Origin of the sequence: Burkholderia territorii, from assembly GCF_001718335.1 — a bacterium.
Taxonomy (GTDB): Bacteria; Pseudomonadota; Gammaproteobacteria; order Burkholderiales; family Burkholderiaceae; genus Burkholderia; species Burkholderia territorii.
In genome coordinates this window covers 3,280,191-3,302,023 of sequence record NZ_CP013366.1, presented here as the reverse complement: position 1 = coordinate 3,302,023, position 21,833 = coordinate 3,280,191, and the positions used below count along the sequence as shown (strand labels likewise).

Below are 21,833 nucleotides of genomic sequence, written 5' to 3'. Positions count from 1 at the left end.
ATATGCGACGTCGTTCGATTTCGGCCGGCCGCGCGCACGGTGTTGCACGTCACCGTCCGGGCATCCGTTTGAAATGAAATGCGGGCCGCGCGCGGTGCGTCCGGACAACCCGGTCGGCACGCGGCCTGCAGAACGTCGCGCTGCATCGTCGTCTCCCCAGTTTCGCGACGGCGCGGCTTCTGTCGGCCGCTGCATCGCATCGCATCAATCGATACATCTTAAATTTAGTTCACGCGGGCGTTTAGAGGAATCGCTCTTGAATCGGCGCGCCGCGCGCACGACCGCCATTCCTACAATGCCCGAACATTACAAGCGGGAGCCGGGCTGCACCGGGCGCCGTCCATGACACGAAGGAGACGTGACATGCAATACGACTACATCATCGTCGGCGGAGGATCCGGCGGCTCGAGCCTCGCCAGCCGCCTCGCCGATGCATGCCCCGACGCGACCATCGCACTGATCGAGGCCGGCTCGCACACGGCGCGCAACCTGCTCGTCAACATGCCGGTGGGGATCGCGGCGCTCGTGCCGTTCAAGCTCGGCACGAACTACGGTTACGAGACGGTGCCGCAGCCGGGCCTCGGCGGCCGCCGCGGCTACCAGCCGCGCGGGCGCGGGATGGGCGGCTCGAGCGCGATCAACGCGATGATCTACACGCGCGGCCACCCGGCCGACTACGACGAGTGGGCGCAACTCGGCGCGACCGGCTGGGGCTGGCAGGACGTGCTGCCGTATTTCCGCCGCGCGGAAGGCAACACGCGCGGCGCCGATGCATGGCACGGCGCCGACGGCCCGCTGACGGTGTCCGATCTGCGCTTTCGCAATCCGTTCTCCGAACGATTCATCCAGGCGGCGCACGCGGCCGGCTATCCGCTCAACGACGACTTCAACGGCGCGACGCAGGAAGGCGTCGGCTTCTATCAGGTCACGCATCGCGACGGCTCGCGCTGCAGCGTCGCGCGCGCGTATATCTACGATCGCGAGCGGCCGAACCTGCATGTGATCACCGATGCGACGGTGCTGCGCGTGGGCTTCGACGGCAAGCGCGCGGTCGGCGTCGCGGTGTCGCGCGATGGACGCGTCGAGACGCTCGGTGCGCGCGCGGAAGTGATCCTGTCGGCCGGCGCGTTCAATTCACCGCAGCTGCTGATGTGCTCGGGGATCGGTCCGGCTCAGCAGTTGCGCCGGCACGGGATCGCCGTCGTGCACGACGCGCCGGACGTCGGCGCCAACCTGATCGACCATATCGACTTCATCATCAACACGCGCGTGAATTCATCGGAGCTGGTCGGCCTCTGCCTGCGCGGGATCGCGAAGATGACACCAGCGCTCGCACGCTACTTCGCGAGCCGCACGGGAATGATGACGAGCAACGTCGCGGAGGCCGGCGGCTTCATCAAGAGCGACCCGTCGCTCGATCGTCCGGACCTGCAGCTGCATTTCTGCACGGCGCTCGTCGACGACCACAACCGCAAGATGCACTGGGGCTTCGGCTATTCGCTGCACGTGTGCGCGCTGCGCCCGTTCAGCCGCGGCACGGTCGCGCTCGCGAGCGGCGATGCGCGCGATGCACCGCTGATCGATCCGCGCTTCTTCAGCGATCCGCGCGATCTCGACCTGCTGGTGCGCGGCGCGCAGGCGATGCGCCGGATCCTGTCGCAGGCGCCGCTCGCGTCGCAAGGCGGGCGCGAGCTGTACACGCGGGCCGACCAGAGCGAAGCCGAGCTGCGCGCGACGATCGTCGCGCATGCCGACACGATCTATCACCCGGTCGGCACCTGCCGGATGGGCTCGGATGCACGCGCGGTCGTGGATCCGCAACTGCGCGTGCGGGGCGTCGAAGGGCTGCGTGTGGTGGATGCGTCGGTGATGCCGACGCTGATCGGCGGGAACACGAATGCGCCGTCGGTGATGATCGGCGAGCGCGCGGCGGATTTCATCGTCGCGGCGCGCCGGGGCGTCGTGCCGCGCGGCGAGACGGCCGCGGCCGCGCACGGCCGCTGAGCGGCGCGCACCGGCACATATCGGCGCGCGCGACGCGATGCTCAGGCGAACGTATCGACGAGGCCGGTGCGGCTCACGCTCGCGCCGGCCGCTGCGGATTGCGCGACGTCGACCGGTGCGTCGACGGTTGACGATCCGGCGCGTGCACGCGATGACGGCCGGCCGCCGGCGAAGCTTTGCTGCGGGTTCTGCTGCTGCGACGCGAAGCCGCCGTCGCTGACGGTCGTGCTGCCCAGGCCGAGCCCACCCGCTTCCATCGCTTCACGCAGTTTCGGCAGCGCGGCTTCCACCGCGTCGCGCACCTGCGCGTGCTGCGACACGAACAGCGCGTGCGCGTGGTTGTCCGCGACGCGCAGCACGACCTGCAGCGGGCCGAGGTCCGGCGGGTTCAGCGTCAGCTCGGCGCTTTGCTGGTGCGCGTTCGACAGGAACACGACCTTCTGGCTCAGCGCATCCGTCCAGTCGGCGGTGCCGACGTGCGGCGCCAGCACGTGTGCGTTGGCCGCGGCGATCGAGCTTGCGGCGGGCGATGCCTGGAGGTTCGCCTGTGCGGCTGCCGCAGCCGTTGCGGCGGCAGCGGCCGTTGCGTCGGCGGCCGGGCTCGCGGTTTCTTCGACGGCGGCGAATGCATGCTGCGCGGCGGATTGGGCCGTGGCACCGGCCTGCAACGCCGGTGCGGTCGCTTGTGCGGGTGCCTGCTGCGTCGCGAGCGCGCCCTTCGCATCGGCGAGCGTGCGGTCGAAGGCCGGGACTTTCTGCGTCGGCGTCGGCGATGCGCCGGCGGCCGATGCGGCCGTCGTCGCCGCGGGCGCTGTCGCTGCCGCTGCCGTGCCGGTCGCGGGCATCGCGATCGCGCCCGCACCGCCGGTCAGCTTCGCGAGCGCCGCCTGCAGCGTGTCGCGACCGGACACCGGCACGGCGGGCTCGGCGCCCGCATCCTTGCTTGCATGATTCGCCAGCGCGGCCGTGGCATCGGGCTGGCCGGACACGGCCGTGGCCGTCGTTGTTGCGGCGGCGGTGGCAGCCGTATCGGCATCGGCCGGGGCCGCATCGTTCGCGCGTACCTGCAGTTGCGCCTGCACGGCGGCTGCCGCGGCGAGCGCGGCCGCGTCGGGATTGACGGGCGCGATTGCGTCTTCGGTCGACGGGTCGTCGTTGCGGTCGGCGGACTTCGTGCCGGCGGCGGAGCCCGACGAAGCCTGTTTCGTCGTGGCGTCCGGCGTGCCGGCGGTTGCCGCGTCGTGCCGCGTGACGACGCTTTGCTTCAGCGTCTGCGCGAACGGCATGGCGGCCGGGCTGCTTGCGGCATCGTTGCCGGCGGGCCTGGACGAAGCGGACGAACCCGCGTCGCGGATCGCCTTGAGCGCGGTGCCGGCGGTGTCGAGCAGCACGCCGAGCAGGGGCAGTGGAGGCATGACGATTCTCTCGTTCGAAAGCGGTGAGCGGTTACGCTGAACGGGCCGCGTCGGCCCGCATGCGCAGGATCTTCGCGGCGTGTTCGTCGGCGTCGCGCTGTTCGCGCTTGGCCGTACGCTGCGCTTCCTGCGCGACGCCGCGCGCCTGCAGGATTTCGTATGAACCGACGGTGCGTTTCTTCTGTTGCCAGTTCGGGCGTGCCTCGTCGATGCGGACTTCCGCCGCGGCCAGCACGTTGCGCTGCTGCGCGATGGCCGCGTCGAGCGTATCGATGAACGCCTGGAAGTTGCGCCAGTTGCCGGCCGGCATGCCGCTTTGCGCGGACTGCGCGAAGCGCGCGTGGTATTCGTCGCGATAGCGCAGCAGCGCATCGAGCTGTTCGGCGGCGGCGGTGCGGTCGCGCTGCGCGGTGCCGAGCTGCTTCGCGGCCGTGTCGAGATCTTCCTGCGCGCGATCGAGCAGCAGTTGAAGGGGAAAGCCGTGTGCCATCGGGGTCAGCCTCCGTGTACGTCGAACAGCGCATCGAGCGCGTCGAGGCTCGACGCGAACGGCGCGCATTCGCGAAAGCCCTGCTGCAGGAACGATTCGATGCGCGGGTAGAGCGCAATCGCGCGGTCGAGCTGCGCGTCGCGACCGGGCGCGTACGCGCCGACCGCGATCAGGTCGCGATTGCGCTGGTAGCGCGACAGCATCTGCTTGAACTGCCGCACGCGGTCGAGATGCGTGTCGTCGATCAGCGCGGTCATCGCGCGGCTGATGGACGCCTCGATGTCGATCGCCGGATAGTGGCCGGCTTCGGCGAGCGCGCGCGACAGCACGATGTGGCCGTCGAGGATCGCGCGCGCCGAGTCGGCGATCGGGTCCTGCTGGTCGTCGCCTTCGGTCAGCACCGTGTAGAACGCGGTGATCGAGCCGCCGCCTTCGGGCCCGTTGCCGGTGCGCTCGACGAGCGCGGGCAGCTTCGCGAACACCGACGGCGGATAGCCCTTGGTCGCGGGCGGCTCGCCGATCGCGAGCGCGATCTCGCGCTGCGCCATCGCGTAGCGCGTGAGCGAATCCATCAGCAGCAGCACGTGCTTGCCCTGGTCGCGGAAATACTCGGCGAGCGACGTCGCGTACGCGGCGCCCTGCATGCGCAGCAGCGGCGACACGTCGGCCGGTGCCGCGACGACGACCGAGCGCGCGAGCCCGTCCTCGCCCAGGATCTGTTCGATGAATTCCTTCACTTCGCGGCCGCGTTCGCCGATCAGTCCGATCACGATCACTTCCGCGCTGGTGTAGCGCGCCATTGTGCCGAGCAGCACCGACTTGCCGACGCCGGAGCCGGCGAACAGGCCCATCCGCTGCCCGCGGCCGACGGTGAGCAGCGCGTTGATCGCGCGCACGCCGACGTCGAGCACGTGGTGGATCGGCTCGCGATCGAGCGGGTTGATCGACGGCGCCGACAGCGGCGCGTCGACTTTCGACGCGAGCGGGCCGAGGCCGTCGAGCGGGCGGCCCGATGCATCGACGACGCGCCCGAGCATTTCCCAGCCGACCGGCAGCCGCTTTGCGCCCGCGAGCGGATCGGCGACCGGTGCGGCCTCCAGCGGCCACACGCGTGCGCCGGGCAGCACGCCCGCGACGTCGGTGGTCGGCATCAGGAACAGGCGATCGCCGGAGAACCCGACGACTTCCGCTTCCGCATGCGGCAGCGTGCTGCCGGGCGGCAATTCGATCGTGCATTCGGCACCGACCGACAGGCGCAGGCCGATCGCCTCGAGCACGAGACCCGCGGCGCGCGTCAGGCGCCCGCACGGCCGCAGCGGCAGCGCGCGATGGCTGCGGGCGGAGAGTCCGCTCAAGTGCGTGCGCCAGTGCGCGAGATGCGGATTGTGCGGCGCGCGCGGCGTGTCGGCCGCGGGATCCGCCGCGTGCGCCGCGTGCGCCGGCGCGTCATGCGCGAAGCCGTGCGCAGTCTCGGGGCCGAACGACGCGAGCGCGAGCTCGCGCTCGAGCGGCGTCATGCCGTCGTGCAGGATCGATTCGGGCGTCGGCGCGGGCGTCACCATGCGCTCACCTTGCCGATCGCGGCGGCGACGCGCTGCCAGCGGGTGGGCAGCGTCGCGTCGACTTCGCCCGTCGCGGCGTGCGCGCGGCAGCCGCCGCGCTCGATCGACGCGTCGGTGCGCACGTTCCAGCCGAGCTTGTCGAGATCGTCCTGCAGATACGCCTCGACGACGGGCAGGTCGGCCGGATTCACCGCGAGATGCGGCGCGCCGGACAACGCCGGTTCGGCGGCGAGCACGTCGCGCACGGCCGCGACGAGCGCGGCGGGATCGTGCTTCACGTGCTGGCGCACGACCTGCTGGGCGATGTCGAGCGCGAGCTGCGCGAGCTCGGACGCGAGGTCGTGCTCGGCGTTCGACACGGCTTCGCGGAACGACGCGGCAAGCGCCGCGAGTTGCGCGGCCTGTTCGCGGGCTTCGGCCCGGCCGGCCTCGAAGCCCTGCTCGCGGCCTTGCTCGAAACCGGCCTGGTAACCCAGCGCCTGGCCTTCGACGTGACCGGCCGCATGGCCTTCGGCATGCGCGGCATCGCGCACGCGCTGCAGTTCCTCGGCGAGCGCGGCGGCGGCCGCGGCCGCGTCGTCGGGCGGCGGCGGGGGCGGCGGCGGATCGAACGACGCCATCTCCCACCGCTGGTACGCGGTGAGGGTGCCGGCGCGGTCGCGCGCGGAATCAGACATATGCGTCTTCCGCCTTGCCGCCGATCACGATCTGACCGCTCTCGGCGAGGTTGCGCACGATCTGCAGGATGCGGCGCTGCTGCGTCTCGACTTCGGACACGCGCACCGGGCCGCGCGCGTCGAGATCCTCGGCGAGCAGCTCGGCCGCGCGTTGCGACATGTTCGCGAGGAATTTCTGGCGCAGCGCGGGCGGCGCGCCCTTCAGCGCGATGATCAGTGTCTCCGACTCGACTTCCTTGAGCACCATCTGGATCGCGCGATCCTCGAGGTCGAGCAGGTTCTCGAACACGAACATCTGGTCGACGATCTTCTGCGCGAGGTCGGCGTCGTACTGGCGCACGCTTTCGAGCACGCCTTCCTCGTGATTGCTCGTCATGAAGTTCAGGATCTCGGCCGCGGTGCGGATGCCGCCCATCGGGCTGCGCTTCAGGTTGTCGCTGCCCGACAGCAGGCCGGTCAGCACGTCGTCGAGCTCGCGCAGCGCGGCCGGCTGGATGCCGTCGAGCGTCGCGATCCGCAGCATCACGTCGTTGCGCAGCCGCTCGGTGAAGCACGACGCGATCTCGGACGCCTGGTCGCGGTCGAGGTGCACGAGGATCGTCGCGATGATCTGCGGATGCTCGTTCTTGATCAGTTCGGCCACGGCGCCCGAGTCCATCCACTTCAGGCCCTCGATGCCGCTCGTGTCGCTGCCCTGCAGGATCCGGTCGATCAGCACGCCGGCCTTGTCCTCGCCGAGCGCCTTGGTCAGCACCGAGCGGATGTACTCGCTCGAATCGAGCGACAGCGCGGTGTGCTGCTCCGCTTCCTTCGCGAACTCCTGCAGCACCTCCTCGACCTGCTCGCGCGTGACGTTCTTCAGCGCGGCCATCGCGGCGCCGATCTTCTGCACCTCGCGCGGCGCGAGGAACTTGAATACTTCAGCGGCCTCTTCCTCGCCGATCGACATCAGCAGCAGCGCGCTCTTGGTCAGGCCTTCAGCGTTCATCGGACACCCAGTTCTTCACGACGGTGGCGACGATCTTCGGATCCTGGCGGGCGATCGTGCGCGCGTAGTCGAGGTTGCGTTCGTAGCGGTTCTTTTCGTTCTCGAAGCCGAGCAGCAGCGGATCGGGCTCGTCCGCCTGTTCCAGCGCGGGCAGGCCGTCGAGCGCGACCGGATCCTCCGGCGCCGCGAGTGCCGGCGCGGCCGGCTCGGGCGGCGGGAACGCGCGGCGCATCGCCGGGCGCACGAACATGAAATAGAGCGCCGCCGCGGCCGCCGCGATGCCGAGCCACTTCGCGGCTTCCTTCGCCATCGCGATCATGTCGGGCTGGCGCCACCACGGCAGGTCGGCGTACGGATCGCCGACGGTCGAGAACGCGCTGTTCACGACGTTGACCGAGTCGCCGCGCTTCTCGTCGTAGCCCATCGCGTCCTTCACGAGCTGCTCGATCTGCGCGAGCTTCGCGGGCGGCAGCGGTTGCATCGTCACGTGGCCCTTCGCGTCGGCGACCGGCTGGTAGTTCACGACGACGGCGACCGACAGCCGCTTCACGTTGCCCATCGGCTGCTCGACGTGGCGGATCGTCTTGTCGAGCTCGTAATTGGTCGTCTGGTCCTTGCGGTCGCTGACGGGCGTCGACTGCGGGCCGTTCTGGCCGTTGCCCGCGACGATCGGCGCCGAAGCCGGCTGCGGCGGGGTGTTCGACAGCGCACCCGGCACGCCCGAGGCGCCGCCCTGCGCAAGTTCGGTCGCGGTGCTGGTCTGCTGGCTGCGGATCGCGGCCTGCTGCGGCGTGCCGTTCGGGCCGTAGCTTTCCGAAGTCTGCTCGAGCTTCGAGAAATCGATGTCCGCGCTGACCTGCGAGCGCGCGTTGCCGGCGCCGAAGATCGGCGCGAGGATCGCGTCGATGCGCTTTTGCGTGTTGTGCTCGACCTGCTGCACGTACTTGAGCTGGCTCGCGTCGAGGCCGGTGGCCGACGCGGTCTGCGTCAGCAGGTTGCCGTCCTGGTCGACGATCGTCACGTTCTTGGCCGGCATGTCGGGCACGCCGGACGACACCATCCGCGTGATCGCCTGGACCTGGCCCTCGTCGAGCACGCGGCCCGGGTAGAGGTCGACGAACACCGACGCGCTCGGCGCTTCCTTGTCGCGCACGAACACCGACGGCTTCGGGATCGCGAGATGCACGCGCGCCGTCTTCACGGCGTTGATCGATTCGATCGTGCGTTGCAGCTCGCCTTCGAGCGCGCGCTGGTAGTTCACCTGCTCGGCGAACTGGCTGATGCCGAATTTCTGGTTGTCCATCAGCTCGAAGCCGACCGAGCCGCCCTTGGGCAGGCCCATCGCGGCGAGCTTCAGGCGCGTTTCGTGCACCTGGTTCGACGGCACGAGGATCGCGCCGCCGGCGTCGGCGAACTTGTATGGAACGTTTGCCTGCTGGAGCGCGGTAATGATCGCGCCGCCGTCGCGGTCCGACAGGTTGCTGTACAGCACGCGATAGTCGGGCGCGCGGCTCCACAGCACGAGCGCGGTGATCGCGGCGATGGCGAGCGCGACGGCGATCACGAACGGCAGCTTCGGGTTGCCCTTCATCCGCGTGATGCCGGGGATGCGTTCCGCGAAGCCGCCGAACCCGAAGTCCGCGCCGGCGCCGCCTGCTCCCGGCAACGCGGCGGCCGCGGTGGCGCCTGGCACCGGGCTGGCGAGGCCCGCGCGGGCGTCGGGGTTGATCAGCGAGTTGGCCTGCGAATCCATGCGTGGAATTTCTCCGGAGCGGGACGACTGAGCCGCTCGGACGAGCGGACGGACAATGACACGATGCGATTATCGGGACCCGCGCCCGACTCCGATCGACCGAAAAGAGCGGGGTTTCCCCCGTACTTTCGCGGCTTTGGCGCGCGCCGCGCTGCTATCCTTTTTCGCGATCCGGCATGGTGCGCGTCGTGGGGCGCCGCCTGACCGGCCGGTGCGTCCGGGTTTCTTCTCTCATATGTCTGGGGACAGCATGGCTGCCAACGTCAGCGGAATCGGTTCGGTGTTGCAACAGATGCAGGCGATGGCCGCGCAGGCGAGCGGCGGGGTCGCGAGCCCGACGGCGGCGCTCGCCGGTTCGGGCGCGGCGACGGCCGGCACGTTCGCGAGCGCGATGAAGGCATCGCTCGACAAGATCAGCGGCGACCAGAAGCACGCGCTCGGCGAGGCGCAGGCGTTCGAGGTCGGCGCGGCGAACGTGTCGCTGAACGACGTGATGGTCGACATGCAGAAGGCCAACATCGGTTTCCAGTTCGGGCTGCAGGTCCGCAACAAGCTCGTGAGCGCATACAACGACATCATGCAGATGTCGGTTTGATGCGACGGGCATCCGGGGACGGGCATCCGGGGACGGCCACCGGCAACGGGCATCCGGGGACGGCCAACCGGCGACGGGCATACGGGGACAGCCACCGGCGACGGGCATCCGGGGACGGCCACCGGCGACGGGCATCCGGGGACGGCCACCGGCGACGGGCATCCGGGGACAGCCACCGGCGACGGGCATCCGGCAACGGACCACCCGGGACCCGCGCCGGCGACACGCCGCCGGGCCCGTCCACCCGGCGGCCCGCGCACCTAAAGCTTTTCAATTCCCTTCCGATAACTCTGGAACAAGGCCGCGTCGTGCATAGCAGGGCGGCGGCTACCGCATAGCCAACGCATCACAAGGAGAAGCGCATGTTTTCCCCAGGACACGCTGGAGCCAGTGCGTACGCGCGTGTCGGCGTCGAGACGGGGGTGATGGGCGCCTCCCCGCACCGGCTGATCGCGATGCTGTACCAGGGCGCGCGCCAGGCGATCGCGCTTGCGCGCATGCACCTGCAGCAAGGCAACGTGCCCGCACGCGGCGAAGCGATCGGCAAGGCGATCGGGATCGTCGAGAGCGGCTTGCAGGCGTCGCTGAACCACGACGCGGGCGGCCAGATCGCCGGGCGCCTCGATGCGCTGTACGCGTATATCGGCCGTCGCCTGCTGGAAGCCAACATGCACGCGAGCGACGCGATGCTGGTCGAGGTCGACGGGTTGCTCGCGACGCTCGAGGAAGCGTGGACGGGCATCGCGCCCGAAGTCGCGCGCATGACCGCGCAACAGGCGGCGGGCGCGGCACGATGAATCTCAAGGCCGAATACTTCGCTCGCTACGAGGCGCTCGCGGCCGTGTCCGGCCGCATGCTGTCCGCGGCGCGCGGCGCGGACTGGAGCGCGCTGCCGGAGTTGCAGGCCGAATTCCTGCGTCTCGTCGACGGGTTGAAGGAGGCCGATCCGGGCGTCGCGCTCGACCAGGCGGATCTCGGCCGCAAGCTCGGGCTGATCCGCCGCATCCTTGCCGACGACGCCGCGATCCGCGATCTCGCGAGCCCGGACGTCGCGCGGCTGTCCGCGCTGTTCGACGCGCGGCGCTCCACCCAGGTATTGACCGATCTCTACCGCGCTCGCGGGTAGTGCCCGTTTGCCGGGGCGGCGGTTGCCGCGTGCCCGGATTTGCAACGATGTGGCTGAGGTGAGCAGGCTCCGATCATGACCGGTATCGACTCCGTTGCGGCCGCCTTGCTGGCGAGTCGCCTCGACAGCCTGCTGACCGGCCCCGTGACGGCGCCCGCCGGCGGCGGCGCGGCCGTGCAGGTCGGCACGCCGGGCACCGGCGCGCCGTCGTCGTCTTCGCCAGGGGCCGCGCCGGCGCCGCCGCCGGCGTCCGCGCAGACCGCGCTGTCCGATGTCGCGCTCGTGCTCGACGCGATCTCCCGCTCGGGCGGGGTCGCGACGCCCGTGATCGCCGGGCGTACGCCGCTGCTGGCCGATCCTGCCGTGCTATTGGGCGCGGCGGCGGCCGTGCCGCCCGACGGGCAGCCGGCCGCAGGTCCGGCTGCATCCGCCGCCATGCCTTCGGCCGCCGCTCCCGTGTCCGACGTCGCAGCCGCGCGCGATGCGGTGGCCGCATCGCCTGTCGCGGCGCTGCGTGCGGCGCTCGCGCAGGCCGTGAGCGAAAGCGGTTTGTTTTACGAATCCCATCTCGCGCAGTGGCTGGCCGGCCAGCGCCCGCTCGCGGCGTTGATGCGCGAGCCGCAGGCGCGCCTCACGACCGCGCCGGTACAGCCCGCCCCGGATGCCGCGCAGCACGAGGTGCCCGACGTGCTCGACGAACTGCTCGCGCAGCGCCTGCCGCTGCCGACGGCGGCGCGAACGGCCACGCAGCCGGGCCCGGCCGCATCGGGCGGTGCGGTGCCGCGCGAGCTTGCACAGAACGCGGCTGCCGCCGCTCGGCAAGGCGCGGCGACGACCGCGACCGCGACCGCGACGACCGACCCGCTCGGCGAGCGCCCCGACGCGCGCTGGACGCCCGCGCGCGCCGAACTGGCCGCCGCGTCGGCCGATCCGCAGACACCGGCTCCCGTGCATCCTGCCGCCGTGCCGATCGTCCGGCAGCAGCTCGATGCGCTCGCGACCGACCAGTTTCGCTGGGCGGGCGAGGCATGGCCGGGCGCACGGCTCGACTGGACGATCGAGCCCGACGATCCGGGCGGACACGCGTCGCGCGGCGCAGACGACACCGGGAGCGGGATCGCATGGCGCACGCGGCTGACGCTCACGTTGCCGTCGCTCGGCACGGTCGACGCGGAGCTGGTGCTGAACGGCGCGCAGCTGGTCGCGCGGCTGCGCGCGAATTCGGCCGGCGCGGACCGGCTCACGCGCAACGAGGCCGCGCTGCGGCAGCGGTTCGAGGGATCGGGGCTGCAGCTCGGCGGACTGTCGATCCGTGCGGTCGGCGACGAACCGGACGGCTTCGATCCGCTCGTCGCGCAGGCGGCCGCCGCAGCATATGCGCGCAGCGCGACCGGCGGCAGCACGCCGGGCGCCGACGGCGAGGTGCCGGAATGAGCATGACGTCCCGCAAGCGCGCGGCCGCGCTGGTCTACGATCCGAAGGGCGGCGACACCGCGCCGCGCGTGGTGGCGAAGGGCTACGGCCTGCTCGCCGAGATGATCGTCGCGCGTGCGCGCGATGCCGGGCTGTACGTGCATACCGCGCCGGAGATGGTGTCGCTGCTGATGCAGGTCGATCTCGACGACCGGATTCCGCCGCAGCTTTACCAGGCCGTCGCGGATCTGCTGGCGTGGCTGTACGCGCTCGATCGGACCGAACCCGGGCCGGATGACGCCACGCCGCGCTTTCCGCTGCCGCCGCTGCGCCGCTGATCGTTCGTCGGCGCCCCAGTTTCTCCTGCGAAATGCCGTTTCGGCCTTCCGCGATCATTTGGACGGCATTTCTCTTCTATTCGCCGGGATTGGCGTGCAATTTTCGCGATATGCCGGCTATCGATGAATTTTCGTGTGTCGCCAGCCGCACAGCAGCGGATTGAGCGGTCGCGTCATTTGTGTAATGATATCCATTCTCATTTTCATGTTACCCGGGCGGTGCACGTTTTCCGTGCGCCGCCCGTTGCTTTGACCGAATGGATACTCTCGCGTGAACGCGCCCGACACGATCGCCCCGCCGCAGGCGGGCAGGCCCCCTGCGGGCGTCACCGTGCTGCATCCGGCCGCACGGCCCCTGAGCGATGCCGAACTGGCGGCGCGCCGCCAGCGCTCGCGTCGCGCGACCTTCATCAAATGGCTGCGCAAGGTGCATGGCTGGGTCGGGCTCTGGGGCGCGGTGCTCGGGCTGCTGTTCGGCGTGACGGGCGTGCTGCTCAACCATCGTGCACCGCCGCTGAAGATCCCGACCGGCGAGCCGCAGGTCGAGCAGTTGCAGATCGCGTTGCCGGACCCGGCGCCGAAGTCGCCGGCCGCGATGACGAAGTGGCTGCAACGTGAACTCCACTTCGACGGCCGGCCGGGCCGCGTGCGCAAGGAGCCCGCGCAGCCCGTCGCCTGGGGCGACAAGCGCGTGATGCAACCGGAGCACTGGCAGATGGGCCTGTTCGGTCCGCACCAGAACCTGCAGGCGGAATACTGGGTGGGGAACGGCTACGTATCGGTCAAGCGTACCGGCAATACGTTCCTGACCACGCTGAACAACCTGCATCGCGGTGTCGGCATGAATCTCGGCTGGGTACTGCTGATGGACACGATCGCGGGTTCGCTGATCCTGTTGTCGCTGACGGGCGTGCTGCTGTGGACGGAGCTGAACAAGCGCCGCACGGTCGGCGTCGTGCTCGTGGCCGGCTCCGTCGCGGCGGCGCTTGCCGCGGGTCTCGCCTGATTCGGCCATCGACGCGCGCCGGTATCCCGCCGGCGCATGACGGCCCTGCGGCCCTGCGGCGCGGCCGTGCGCCGCCGCCGGCGAGCGGCCTCAGAGGCCGCAGGTCGCGCCGCTGTTTGCCGCGATCTCGCGCGCGGCCTTCGCGCCCTCGACCTGCAGGATCGTCGGCAGCGATACGTTGTTTTTCGCGGCCGTGACCTCGGCGAGGATCGAGATCGCGATTTCCGGCGGCGTGCGGCTGCCGATGTAGATGCCGGCCGGCCCGTGCAGCCGTGCCAGTTCCGCCTCGCTCAGATCGAATTCGAGCAGCCGCTCGCGCCGGGCGGCGTTGTTGCGCCGCGAGCCGAGCGCGCCGACGTAGAACGCGGGCGTCTTCAGCGCCTCCATCAGCGCGAGATCGTCGAGCTTCGGGTCGTGCGTGAGCGCGATCACGGCCGAACGCGCGTCGAGCTTCATGTCGAGCACCGTGTCGTCGGGCATCGTATGCACGACGCGCGTGCCCGCCACGTCCCACGCATCCGTGTACTCGTCGCGCGGATCGCAGACCGTCACCTGATAATCGAGCCCGACCGCGATCTGGCACAGATAGCGCGACAACTGCCCCGCGCCGATCACGAGCATCCGGTAGCGCGGCCCGTGGATCGTCACGAGCCGCTCGCCGTCGAACGCGAGCCCGTCGGTCGCCTGCGCGGGCGACAGCGACGCGCGGCCGGTCGCGAGCGTCATCGTGCGCGTGACGAGGCGGCCGGCTTCGACTTGCGCGCACAGCGCGGCGATCCCGCTGTCGCGCGTGAGCGGCTCCAGCACGAGCTGGATCGTGCCGCCGCACGGCAGCCCGAAGCGGTGCGCCTCTTCGGCCGTCACGCCGTACTTGACGGCTTCCGGGCGTGCATCCGCCGCGATCCCGCTCGCATGCACGCGGGCGATCAGATCGTCCTCGATGCAGCCGCCGGACACGGAGCCGACCACGAGGCCGTCCTCGCGCACCGCGAGCATCGCGCCCTCGGGGCGGGGCGAGGAGCCCCACGTCTTCACGACCGTCACGAGCAGCACGCGGCGCCCTTCTTCGAGCCAGCGCGCGCTGGATTTCAGTACATCGAGATCGACGCTTTCCATCATCTTGTCCCTGTTGCCGGACGGCCCGCCGGGCCGTCGTTCGATGGCCGGATTATGAACCGCCCGGCGCGCACGCGCTGGCAGCGTGCAGCCCGCGCGGGCAAATCCGGACGATCGGGCAAGAAATCACGACGATCGGGCAGCGATCGCGTGCGTGCGGAGCGCGGCGGCGCGTGGCGTGCGCGGCACGAGGGGGGCGATGGCCGGACCGGTTCGGTCGGGGGAGGGAGATATCGTGCCGCTGCGCGCGGGGGCGCGCGCAGCGGCGGCGATCAATGCGCGTCGTGCCGACCGTGCGCGAGCTTCGAGTGATGGCGCGAATACAGGAAGTAGATCACGAGGCCGATCACGAGCCAGATGCCGAACGCGGCCCACGTGACGGGCTGCAGGTTCAGCATCAGGAACAGGCACGCGCCGACCGCGAGGATCGGCACCACCGGCACGCCCGGGCAGCGGAATGCGCGCGGCAGTTCAGGGTGCGTGCGGCGCAGCACCAGCACCGCGATCGACACCATCGAGAACGCGGCGAGTGTGCCGATGTTGATCAGCTCGGCGAGCACGTTCAGCGGCACGAGCGCGGCGATCAGCCCGAAGAACAGGCCGACGAGCCAGGTCGTCAGGAACGGCGTCGCGTAGCGCGGATGCACGCGCGACAGCGCCGCCGGCAGCAGCCCGTCGCGCGACATCGCGAAGATGATGCGCGTCTGGCCGTAGCTCATCACGAGGATCACGGTCAGCATGCCGAGCACCGCGCCGAGATCGATGAAGCCGGCGACCCACTTCTCGCCGGCGATCTGCAGCGCGTACGAGATCGGGTGCGACACGTTCGCGTATTGCGCCGACGGCACGATGCCGGTCGCGACCGCCGCGACCGTCACGTACAGCACCGCGCACACCGCGAGCGACGCGATGATGCCGATCGGCAGGTCGCGCTTCGGATTCTTCACTTCCTCGGCCGCCGACGATACCGCGTCGAAGCCGATGAACGCGAAGAACATCACGGCCGCCGCGCCGAACACGCCGTTCCAGCCGTGCGGCATGAACGGCTTCCAGTTCGCCGGCGTGACGTGGAAGATGCCGACCGCGATCACGAGCAGCACGACCGACACCTTGATGAACACCATGATGTTGTTGATGCGCGTCGACTCGCGGATGCCGATCGACAGCAGCGTCGTGATCACCAGCATCACGAGGAACGCCGGCAGGTTGAACCACGTGACGACGCCCGGAACGGCGCCGGGCGCGGCCGTCAGCACGGTCGGCAGCGTGAGCCCGAAGCCCTGCAGCAGCGACTGCAGGTAGCCCGACCAGCCGACCGACACGGCCGAGGCCGCGAGGCCGTATTCGAGCATCAGGTCCCAGCCGATGATCCACGCGACGAGCTCGCCGAGCGTCGCGTACGAGTACGTGTAGATCGAGCCCGCGACCGGAATCGTCGAAGCGAATTCCGCGTACGACAGCGCCGCGAGACCGCACGCGATCGCGGCGATCACGAACGACAGCATCAGCGCGGGGCCGGCCTGCACGGCGCCCGTGCCGGTCAGCACGAAGATGCCGGTGCCGATGATCGCGCCGATGCCGAGGAAGGTGAGGTCGATTGCGCCGAGCGCTTTCTTGAGCCCGGCGCCGTGCGCGCCGGCGATCATGCGATCGACGTTTTTCTTGCGGAAGAGGGACATTGCGGATGAGTGTCCGGCGCGCGCGAGGCCGGCGGCGCCGAGTGAGTGAAAACCCGCAATTTTAGCCGATTTGGCGTGGAAGGCCCGCTGCGGCGCAGCGGTGCGCGCGGGAATCGTCCGATAAAACAAGCGCTTGTGTGCGGCGTTTCGCGCGCCGGGCACGGCGTGCAGCCGGCCGGCGCCGCGAGGACGATGAATCAGGCGCCCGACGCGGGCGCCATGTCGACGAGCCGGTTGCTCATCACGTAGAACGTCAGTTCCGCGTTGTTCGACAGCCGCATCTTCTCGAGTAGCCGCGAGCGATACACGCTGACCGTCTTCACCGACAGCGACAGCGTGTTCGCGATGTCGGTGAGGCGCTTGCCCGACGCGAGCATGCAGAGCGTCTGGTATTCGCGGTCGGACAGCTTCTCGTGCGGCAGCGGCTCGTTCTCGAACGACACGTATTCGGCGAGCGCCTCGGCCATCGCCGGGCTCACGTACTTGCGGCCGGCCGCGACCTGCTGGATCGCGCCGATCATCTGCGCGGCGTTCACCGTCTTCGACAGGTAGCCGGCCGCGCCGGCCTTGAGCGCGCGCACCGCGTACTGGTCCTCGCGATACATCGAGAACATCAGCACCGGCGCGCCCGGCAGTTTGCGCTTGATGCGCTTGAGCACCTCGATGCCGTTCGTGTCCGGCAACGAGATGTCCAGCAGGATCACGTCGAAGGCCTCGCGTTCGACGGCGGCCACGGCGTCGCTGCCGGTCTCGGCTTCGGTCACGTTGCGCGCGATGCCGCGGTCGATCAGCAGGTGGCGGATCCCTTGACGGACGATTGCGTGATCGTCCACGAGCAGGATGTTCAGGCTCATGACGGCCTCACGAGTGCGACGCGCGGCGCCCGGCCGCCGGCACCGCGAACAGCGAGTCCCACGCGAAGCGCGCGGTGACGCGCGTGCCGCGGCCGGCTTGTGCCGCGCTCGCGTCGAAGCTGCCGCCGAACGCCTCGCAGCGTGCGCGCATCCCGGCGAGGCCGTAGCCGGCGCGCCGGTCATGACGGAAACCGGTCCCATCGTCGGTGACGATCAGGGACATATGCGAGTCGTCGGTGTCGATCCGCACGTCGACGGACGTCGCGCGCGCATGCTTCGCGACGTTCGACAGCGCTTCCTGCGCGACGCGGAAGATCGCGAGCGCACCGGCGCCGCCGAGTTGCGTGAGCCGCGCGTCGGCCGCGCAGACGAAGCTCGTGCGCAGGCCGGTGCGGGCGGTGTGGCTGTCGACCCACGCCGACAGCGCGCCGACGACGCCGCCGTCGAGCGCCGGCGTGTCGCGCTCGTCGATCAGGCGGCGGTTGGCATCGGTGGCGGAGTCGAGCGCCTGCTGCGCCAGCTCGAGCGCGCGCAGGCAGCCGTCCGGCGCATCGGCCGGCAGCCACGTTTGAACGTTTGCGAGTGCGAAGCGGGCGGCGGTGAGTTCGGCGCCGAGCCCGTCATGCAGTTCGCCGGCGAGATGGCGGCGGGCTGCTTCGTCGGCGGCCATCAGCTGGAGGGACAGCGCCGCGATCCGGGCGGCGGACGTGTCGCGTTCGGGGAGGGCTTCGGCCGTGGGTGCGGCTGCGTTGCAGCCGTGTAAGAGCGGCTGCGAAGGGAACGGGGCATGAGCGCCGGTAGGCGCGTTGAGCAACGTATCCATGACTCTCCCTGCTGTCAGAAAGCGGTTCAGACACCGGCTGGCTGCGTGGCCCGGCTGCCGTTTCGATGACGGTCGCTGCCAGAGAATCGCCCCATGCCCGGGTAACAAAAGTTACATCTTGTAACGTTTGACTCCGACCCTTCGATGACCTTTGGAACGGCGACCACGCGGCCCGAATCATATCTCAAAAATTCTGAAAAGGTCATGTCAGGCGGACATTTAAGGGTAAATGTGAATAATCGGAGTGAAGCTGTTGTAGGAAAAATACCGACACGAAAGTGCCCGCGTCGCGCGTATCCAAATGTAACGATTTGACATGGAATGATCGTGCTTTGTTACGAATTCGCCAAGTAGCGACGAAAAAAAACCGGAGCTTTTGCTCCGGTTCTTGATGCGGCACAAATTCGGGGTTCGATCAGTCCACGAACGCGCGTTCGATCACGTAGTGACCCGGCGCGCTGTTCTTGCCTTCGACGAGGCCGGCCTGCTTCAGCAGATCCGTCGTGTCCTTCAGCATCGCGGTGCTGCCGCACAGCATCACGCGGTCGTTTTCCGGCGAGAACGCCGGCACGCCGAGATCCGTGAACAGCTTGCCCGTCGCGATCAGGTCGGTGATCCGGCCCTCGTTGTCGAACGCCTCGCGCGTGACCGTCGGGTAGTAGACGAGCTTTTCCTTGATGATGTCGCCGAGGTATTCGTGGCCCGGCAGGTCGTGCTTGATGTAGTCCATGTACGCCAGCTCGCCCTTCAGGCGGCAGGTGTGCGTCAGGATGACCTTGTCGAAGCGATCGTAGATCTCCGGGTCGCGGATGATCGACATGAACGGCGCGAGGCCCGTGCCGGTCGACAGCATCCACAGCGTCTTGCCCGGCAGCAGGTTGTCGACGACGAGCGTGCCGGTCGGCTTCTTGCCGATCAGCACCGAGTCGCCCACCTTCAGGTGCTGCAGGCGCGACGTCAGCGGGCCGTTCTGGACCTTGATGCTGAAGAATTCGAGGTGCTCTTCGTAGTTCGGGCTGACGATCGAGTAGGCACGCGCGAGCGGCTTGCCGTCGACTTCGAGGCCGACCATCGTGAATTCACCGTTGTTGAAGCGCAGGCTCGGCTCACGGGTGCAGGTGAAGCTGAAAAGCGTGTCGGTCCAGTGATGGACGGATTGGACGGTGGCGGTGTCGTATTTGCTCATGGCTTTGAAAACGGACGCGCGTCGCTAACGCGTGTAACGGGCCCAAAAACGGGCAAAAAAAACGAGTGCGTCGGCCCGATCGCGGATCGGCCGGCCGGCGCGTCGGACACGCGCCTTCTCGATGACAGACGATTGACGAACTGGTTATTTTACCCTGCTTGGGGCAGATGCGGGCTTGACCCGAGCGGCCGCGCGGATTTGGCGCAACGAAACCTTGCAATCGGCTTTCATCGATCGGCGGCGAGCTTCGCGCAGCAGCTGCGCCGGCCCGCGAGCGACGGCGGCCAAATCATGAAGCCGTTCGGGCCGGGCGCGATCGCCGCGACGGGTTAGACGCCAGCGATTTGCGGCAGGATCGGCAGGCAACTCGTGGCGGGCAGCGGCGCGAAGCGGGCAAGCCGCCACTCGCGTGCATCGAGCGGCCGCGCTGCCGCGTCACTGCGGATCGAGGCGCAGCCGCGCGATATACGGCAGGTGGTCCGACAGCCACGCGGTTTCGCCGGACGGCGCCTGCCATTCGAGCGGCGTGAGCCCGCGCACGAACATCTTGTCGAGCGCGAGCGCCGGGGAGAACGCGGGGAACGTGCGGCCCGACTGGCCGAGCAGCGTCGCGACCTCGGACAGCCCGATCTCGCCGAACAGCGCGACCGAATCGTTGCGCCAGTCGTTGAAGTCGCCGGCGAGCACGAGCGGGTCGTCGCCCGCGTTGCGCACGATCCAGTGCGCGATCCAGTGCATCTGGCGCAGCCGCGCCGCGCGCGTGAGCGCGAGGTGCGCGCACAGCAGCGTGACGGGCCGCGCGCCGGCGAGCGTCGCGCGCGCGACCAGCAATCCGCGCCGCTCGAAACGGTGCGCGGAGATGTCCCAGCGGCCGCCCAGGTCGAGCGGATGCGGCGACAGGATCGCATTGCCGTGCCGCCACGACGGCTTGAACACGTTCGGCCCGAGCGCGATCTGCCAGTCGAGCGCCTGCGCGATCTCGGTGGCCTGGCAGTGCCACACGTCGTCGACCGCGTCGTCCATCGGCGCGCCGAAGCCGGGCGCGAGCATCGGGCGCGGCATGCGGCGCGCCATCGCTTCCTGCAGGAAATACACGTCGGCGTGCGTGGACTGCATCCAGTTGCGCATCGCGTTCCATGCGGTGAAGCCGAGCGGCGAGCGGCCCTTGTGCAGGTTCCAGCTGACCGCGGTGATTTCGTCGGGTGCGGCGTGCGGTTCGGCGAACGGCAGGGACAAGGCGTCGGCGGACATGGCGTTCAGTCCTTCGCGACGTGCGCGCGCACGCGGTAGACGAGATGCGGGTGCTGCTCGACGAGCGTCCAGTCGGTCCATGCGTCGCCGCCGACCGCGAGCCCCGGATGGCTCGCGACGATCTGCCGCGGCGACGCCGGCAGGCATGGATCGCTGCGCGTCGCGTTTTCGTCGTCGAGGGTTTCCTGCACGTCGAGTGCGAGCGACACCGTGTGCGCGGCGTCGTCGACGGTGAGCGGCGCGACCGTCACCGAGCGCGAGCGTTCGGTCGGCACGACGCGCGCGGCATTGCCGCAGCCGACGGGCACGGCGGACGGATAGCGATGCGTGTCGGTTCGGGTTTGACCCACGGTGGTGCGTTGCTGGAACGTGTCGATCGTCTGACCGTCGCGCACCACCTGGATCTCCCATGCGACGGCGGCCGGTGCGGGGCTCTGCGCATGGGCCGCGAGCGCGGCGCTCGCGAGCAGGACGGCCAGGCCGTGTTTCAGCATGAAACTTCTCCGGAAACGCGGGGTAGCGGGAAACGGACGCACATCTTACGCCCGATCGATCCGGGCGGTCGTGTGACAGGATGCGTCGCCGCAGGTTCGCAGCACGATCCGGTCCTGATCGAAAGGTAGGTGCGCGTCACGCGTTTTCAAGCGAAAAAGCGCGCGAACTCGGCGACGCTCGCGCGCTCGGTGACGAGGCGGTTCTCGATCGCATCCGGATCGGCATGGCCGAGCGACATCCCGCAGACGAGCAACTCGTTGGCCGGTATGCCGAGATGCTCGGCGACGATCCGGTGGAACGGCACGACCGCGGCTTGCGGGCAGGTGTCGAGGCCGCGTGCGCGCGCGGCCGTCATCACGCCCTGCAGGAACATTCCGCAGTCGAGCCATGCACCGTGCGTCATCACGCGATCGAGCGTGAAGAACAGCGCGACGGGCGCATCGAAGAAGCGGAAGTTGCGCGCGTGCTGCGCGTGCATGCGGGCCTTTTCGTCGCGACCGATGTTCAATAGGCCGTACAGGTCCCAGCCGACCTTGCGGCGGCGGTCGATATACGGCGACACCCATTCGCGCGGATAGTAGTCGTACTCGGCGACGTATTTCTCGTCGCGCGCCGGATCGTCGTATGCCGCGCTCAGGGCAGCAGCGAGTGCGTCGCGCGTCGCGCCGGTCGCGACGTACACGCGCCACGGCTGGATGTTGGTGCCCGACGGCGCGCGGCTCGCGGCTTCGAGGATCGCCTCGAGCGTGTCGCGCGGCACGGGCGTCGGCAGGAACGCGCGAATCGCGCGGCGCGACTTGAGCGCGGCGTCGACGGCGTGGATCGCATCGGTGTCGACGCGCGGGACGGCAACGGAGACGGACATCGGCATACCTTCGAAACGAAGCGCGCGGCGCCGCGCGGGCGCCGTGGCGAGGCCGGCGCGGCGGCCGGTGAATCATCGATCATACGCCGCGCGGCGCTGCGCTGCAGCGCGCCCGCGGTGTTAGCAGCAGACCGCAGCGGCTGCTTGCTTGCACGCCGATGCGGGATCGCTACACTGAAATCGTAAGGGTCTGATGA

General features: G+C 69.6%; 21 protein-coding genes. 7 read left to right on the top strand and 14 right to left on the bottom strand.

Features of this window, described 5'->3' with window-relative positions:
• Window positions 1–363: 363 nt before the first annotated feature.
• Window positions 364–2,004 carry a GMC family oxidoreductase gene (locus WS51_RS25715; protein WP_069229935.1) on the top strand — a complete coding sequence of 547 codons (1,641 nt, stop codon included), beginning with the start codon at window positions 364–366 and terminating at the stop codon, window positions 2,002–2,004.
• Window positions 2,005–2,045: 41 nt separating this feature from the next.
• Here WS51_RS25715 and WS51_RS25710 read toward each other — a convergent pair whose 3' ends face one another.
• From WS51_RS25710 to fliF, 6 genes are read right to left on the bottom strand one after another with little or no spacing between them, the layout of a single operon-like run.
• Window positions 2,046–3,419 (bottom strand): flagellar hook-length control protein FliK, encoded by a 1,374-nt coding sequence (locus tag WS51_RS25710; protein ID WP_069229934.1) that lies wholly within the window; start codon window positions 3,417–3,419, stop codon window positions 2,046–2,048.
• Window positions 3,420–3,450: 31 nt separating this feature from the next.
• Window positions 3,451–3,909 carry a flagellar export protein FliJ gene (gene fliJ, locus WS51_RS25705; protein WP_059448457.1) on the bottom strand — a complete coding sequence of 153 codons (459 nt, stop codon included), beginning with the start codon at window positions 3,907–3,909 and terminating at the stop codon, window positions 3,451–3,453.
• A 5-nt stretch (window positions 3,910–3,914) separates the two neighbouring features.
• Window positions 3,915–5,471 carry a flagellar protein export ATPase FliI gene (gene fliI, locus WS51_RS25700; protein ID WP_069229933.1) on the bottom strand — a complete coding sequence of 519 codons (1,557 nt, stop codon included), beginning with the start codon at window positions 5,469–5,471 and terminating at the stop codon, window positions 3,915–3,917.
• Window positions 5,465–6,148 carry a flagellar assembly protein FliH gene (gene fliH / locus WS51_RS25695; RefSeq protein ID WP_059448459.1) on the bottom strand — a complete coding sequence of 228 codons (684 nt, stop codon included), beginning with the start codon at window positions 6,146–6,148 and terminating at the stop codon, window positions 5,465–5,467. The genes fliI and fliH overlap by 7 nt, the downstream gene beginning before the upstream one ends.
• Window positions 6,141–7,136: a flagellar motor switch protein FliG gene (gene fliG, locus WS51_RS25690; RefSeq protein WP_059448460.1), complete on the bottom strand. Its 996-nt coding sequence runs from the start codon at window positions 7,134–7,136 to the stop codon at window positions 6,141–6,143. The genes fliH and fliG overlap by 8 nt, the downstream gene beginning before the upstream one ends.
• Window positions 7,126–8,889: a flagellar basal-body MS-ring/collar protein FliF gene (gene fliF, locus WS51_RS25685; protein ID WP_059504497.1), complete on the bottom strand. Its 1,764-nt coding sequence runs from the start codon at window positions 8,887–8,889 to the stop codon at window positions 7,126–7,128. Before fliF ends, fliG begins: the two co-directional genes overlap by 11 nt.
• Window positions 8,890–9,139: 250 nt before the next feature.
• Here fliF and fliE point away from each other — a divergent pair, with 250 nt between their 5' ends.
• From fliE to WS51_RS25655, 6 genes are all read left to right on the top strand, one after another.
• Window positions 9,140–9,484 (top strand): flagellar hook-basal body complex protein FliE, encoded by a 345-nt coding sequence (fliE, locus tag WS51_RS25680; RefSeq protein WP_059448462.1) that lies wholly within the window; start codon window positions 9,140–9,142, stop codon window positions 9,482–9,484.
• A gap of 362 nt (window positions 9,485–9,846) precedes the next feature.
• Window positions 9,847–10,281 carry a flagellar export chaperone FliS gene (gene fliS / locus WS51_RS25675; protein WP_059448463.1) on the top strand — a complete coding sequence of 145 codons (435 nt, stop codon included), beginning with the start codon at window positions 9,847–9,849 and terminating at the stop codon, window positions 10,279–10,281.
• Window positions 10,278–10,610 (top strand): flagellar protein FliT, encoded by a 333-nt coding sequence (locus WS51_RS25670; RefSeq protein WP_059448464.1) that lies wholly within the window; start codon window positions 10,278–10,280, stop codon window positions 10,608–10,610. The genes fliS and WS51_RS25670 overlap by 4 nt, the downstream gene beginning before the upstream one ends.
• Before the next feature lie 75 nt (window positions 10,611–10,685).
• Window positions 10,686–12,044 carry a flagellar hook-length control protein FliK gene (fliK, locus tag WS51_RS25665; RefSeq protein ID WP_069229932.1) on the top strand — a complete coding sequence of 453 codons (1,359 nt, stop codon included), beginning with the start codon at window positions 10,686–10,688 and terminating at the stop codon, window positions 12,042–12,044.
• Entirely contained in the window at window positions 12,041–12,361 is a 321-nt protein-coding gene (locus WS51_RS25660; protein WP_069229931.1) for an EscU/YscU/HrcU family type III secretion system export apparatus switch protein, read from the top strand. The genes fliK and WS51_RS25660 overlap by 4 nt, the downstream gene beginning before the upstream one ends.
• A gap of 271 nt (window positions 12,362–12,632) precedes the next feature.
• Entirely contained in the window at window positions 12,633–13,367 is a 735-nt protein-coding gene (locus WS51_RS25655) for a PepSY-associated TM helix domain-containing protein (RefSeq protein ID WP_059504503.1), read from the top strand.
• Between the two features lie 90 nt (window positions 13,368–13,457).
• Here the strand turns inward: WS51_RS25655 and WS51_RS25650 are convergent, their stop codons facing one another.
• The 8 genes from WS51_RS25650 to WS51_RS25615 all read right to left on the bottom strand — a co-directional run bounded on the left by WS51_RS25650 (window position 13,458) and on the right by WS51_RS25615 (window position 21,636).
• Window positions 13,458–14,483, bottom strand: coding sequence for an XdhC family protein (locus tag WS51_RS25650; RefSeq protein WP_069229930.1), 1,026 nt, complete (start codon window positions 14,481–14,483; stop codon window positions 13,458–13,460).
• A gap of 272 nt (window positions 14,484–14,755) precedes the next feature.
• Window positions 14,756–16,162, bottom strand: a complete 1,407-nt coding sequence (locus WS51_RS25645) for an amino acid permease (protein ID WP_059448467.1) — start codon at window positions 16,160–16,162, stop codon at window positions 14,756–14,758.
• A 197-nt stretch (window positions 16,163–16,359) separates the two neighbouring features.
• Window positions 16,360–17,016, bottom strand: a complete 657-nt coding sequence (gene rqpR, locus WS51_RS25640) for a response regulator transcription factor RqpR (protein ID WP_059448468.1) — start codon at window positions 17,014–17,016, stop codon at window positions 16,360–16,362.
• A gap of 7 nt (window positions 17,017–17,023) precedes the next feature.
• Entirely contained in the window at window positions 17,024–17,839 is an 816-nt protein-coding gene (gene rqpS / locus WS51_RS25635; RefSeq protein WP_059504505.1) for a quorum system sensor histidine kinase RqpS, read from the bottom strand.
• A 415-nt stretch (window positions 17,840–18,254) separates the two neighbouring features.
• Window positions 18,255–19,025 carry a ferredoxin--NADP reductase gene (locus WS51_RS25630; protein WP_059448470.1) on the bottom strand — a complete coding sequence of 257 codons (771 nt, stop codon included), beginning with the start codon at window positions 19,023–19,025 and terminating at the stop codon, window positions 18,255–18,257.
• A gap of 435 nt (window positions 19,026–19,460) precedes the next feature.
• On the bottom strand, window positions 19,461–20,276 hold the full coding sequence (locus WS51_RS25625; RefSeq protein ID WP_059448471.1) for an endonuclease/exonuclease/phosphatase family protein: 816 nt from the start codon (window positions 20,274–20,276) through the stop codon (window positions 19,461–19,463).
• Window positions 20,277–20,281: 5 nt separating this feature from the next.
• Entirely contained in the window at window positions 20,282–20,770 is a 489-nt protein-coding gene (locus WS51_RS25620) for a hypothetical protein (protein WP_059504507.1), read from the bottom strand.
• Window positions 20,771–20,916: 146 nt separating this feature from the next.
• The gene (locus WS51_RS25615) at window positions 20,917–21,636 is read right to left on the bottom strand and encodes a nitroreductase (protein ID WP_059504589.1); all 720 of its coding nucleotides are present in this window, start codon (window positions 21,634–21,636) and stop codon (window positions 20,917–20,919) included.
• Window positions 21,637–21,833: the final 197 nt, after the last annotated feature.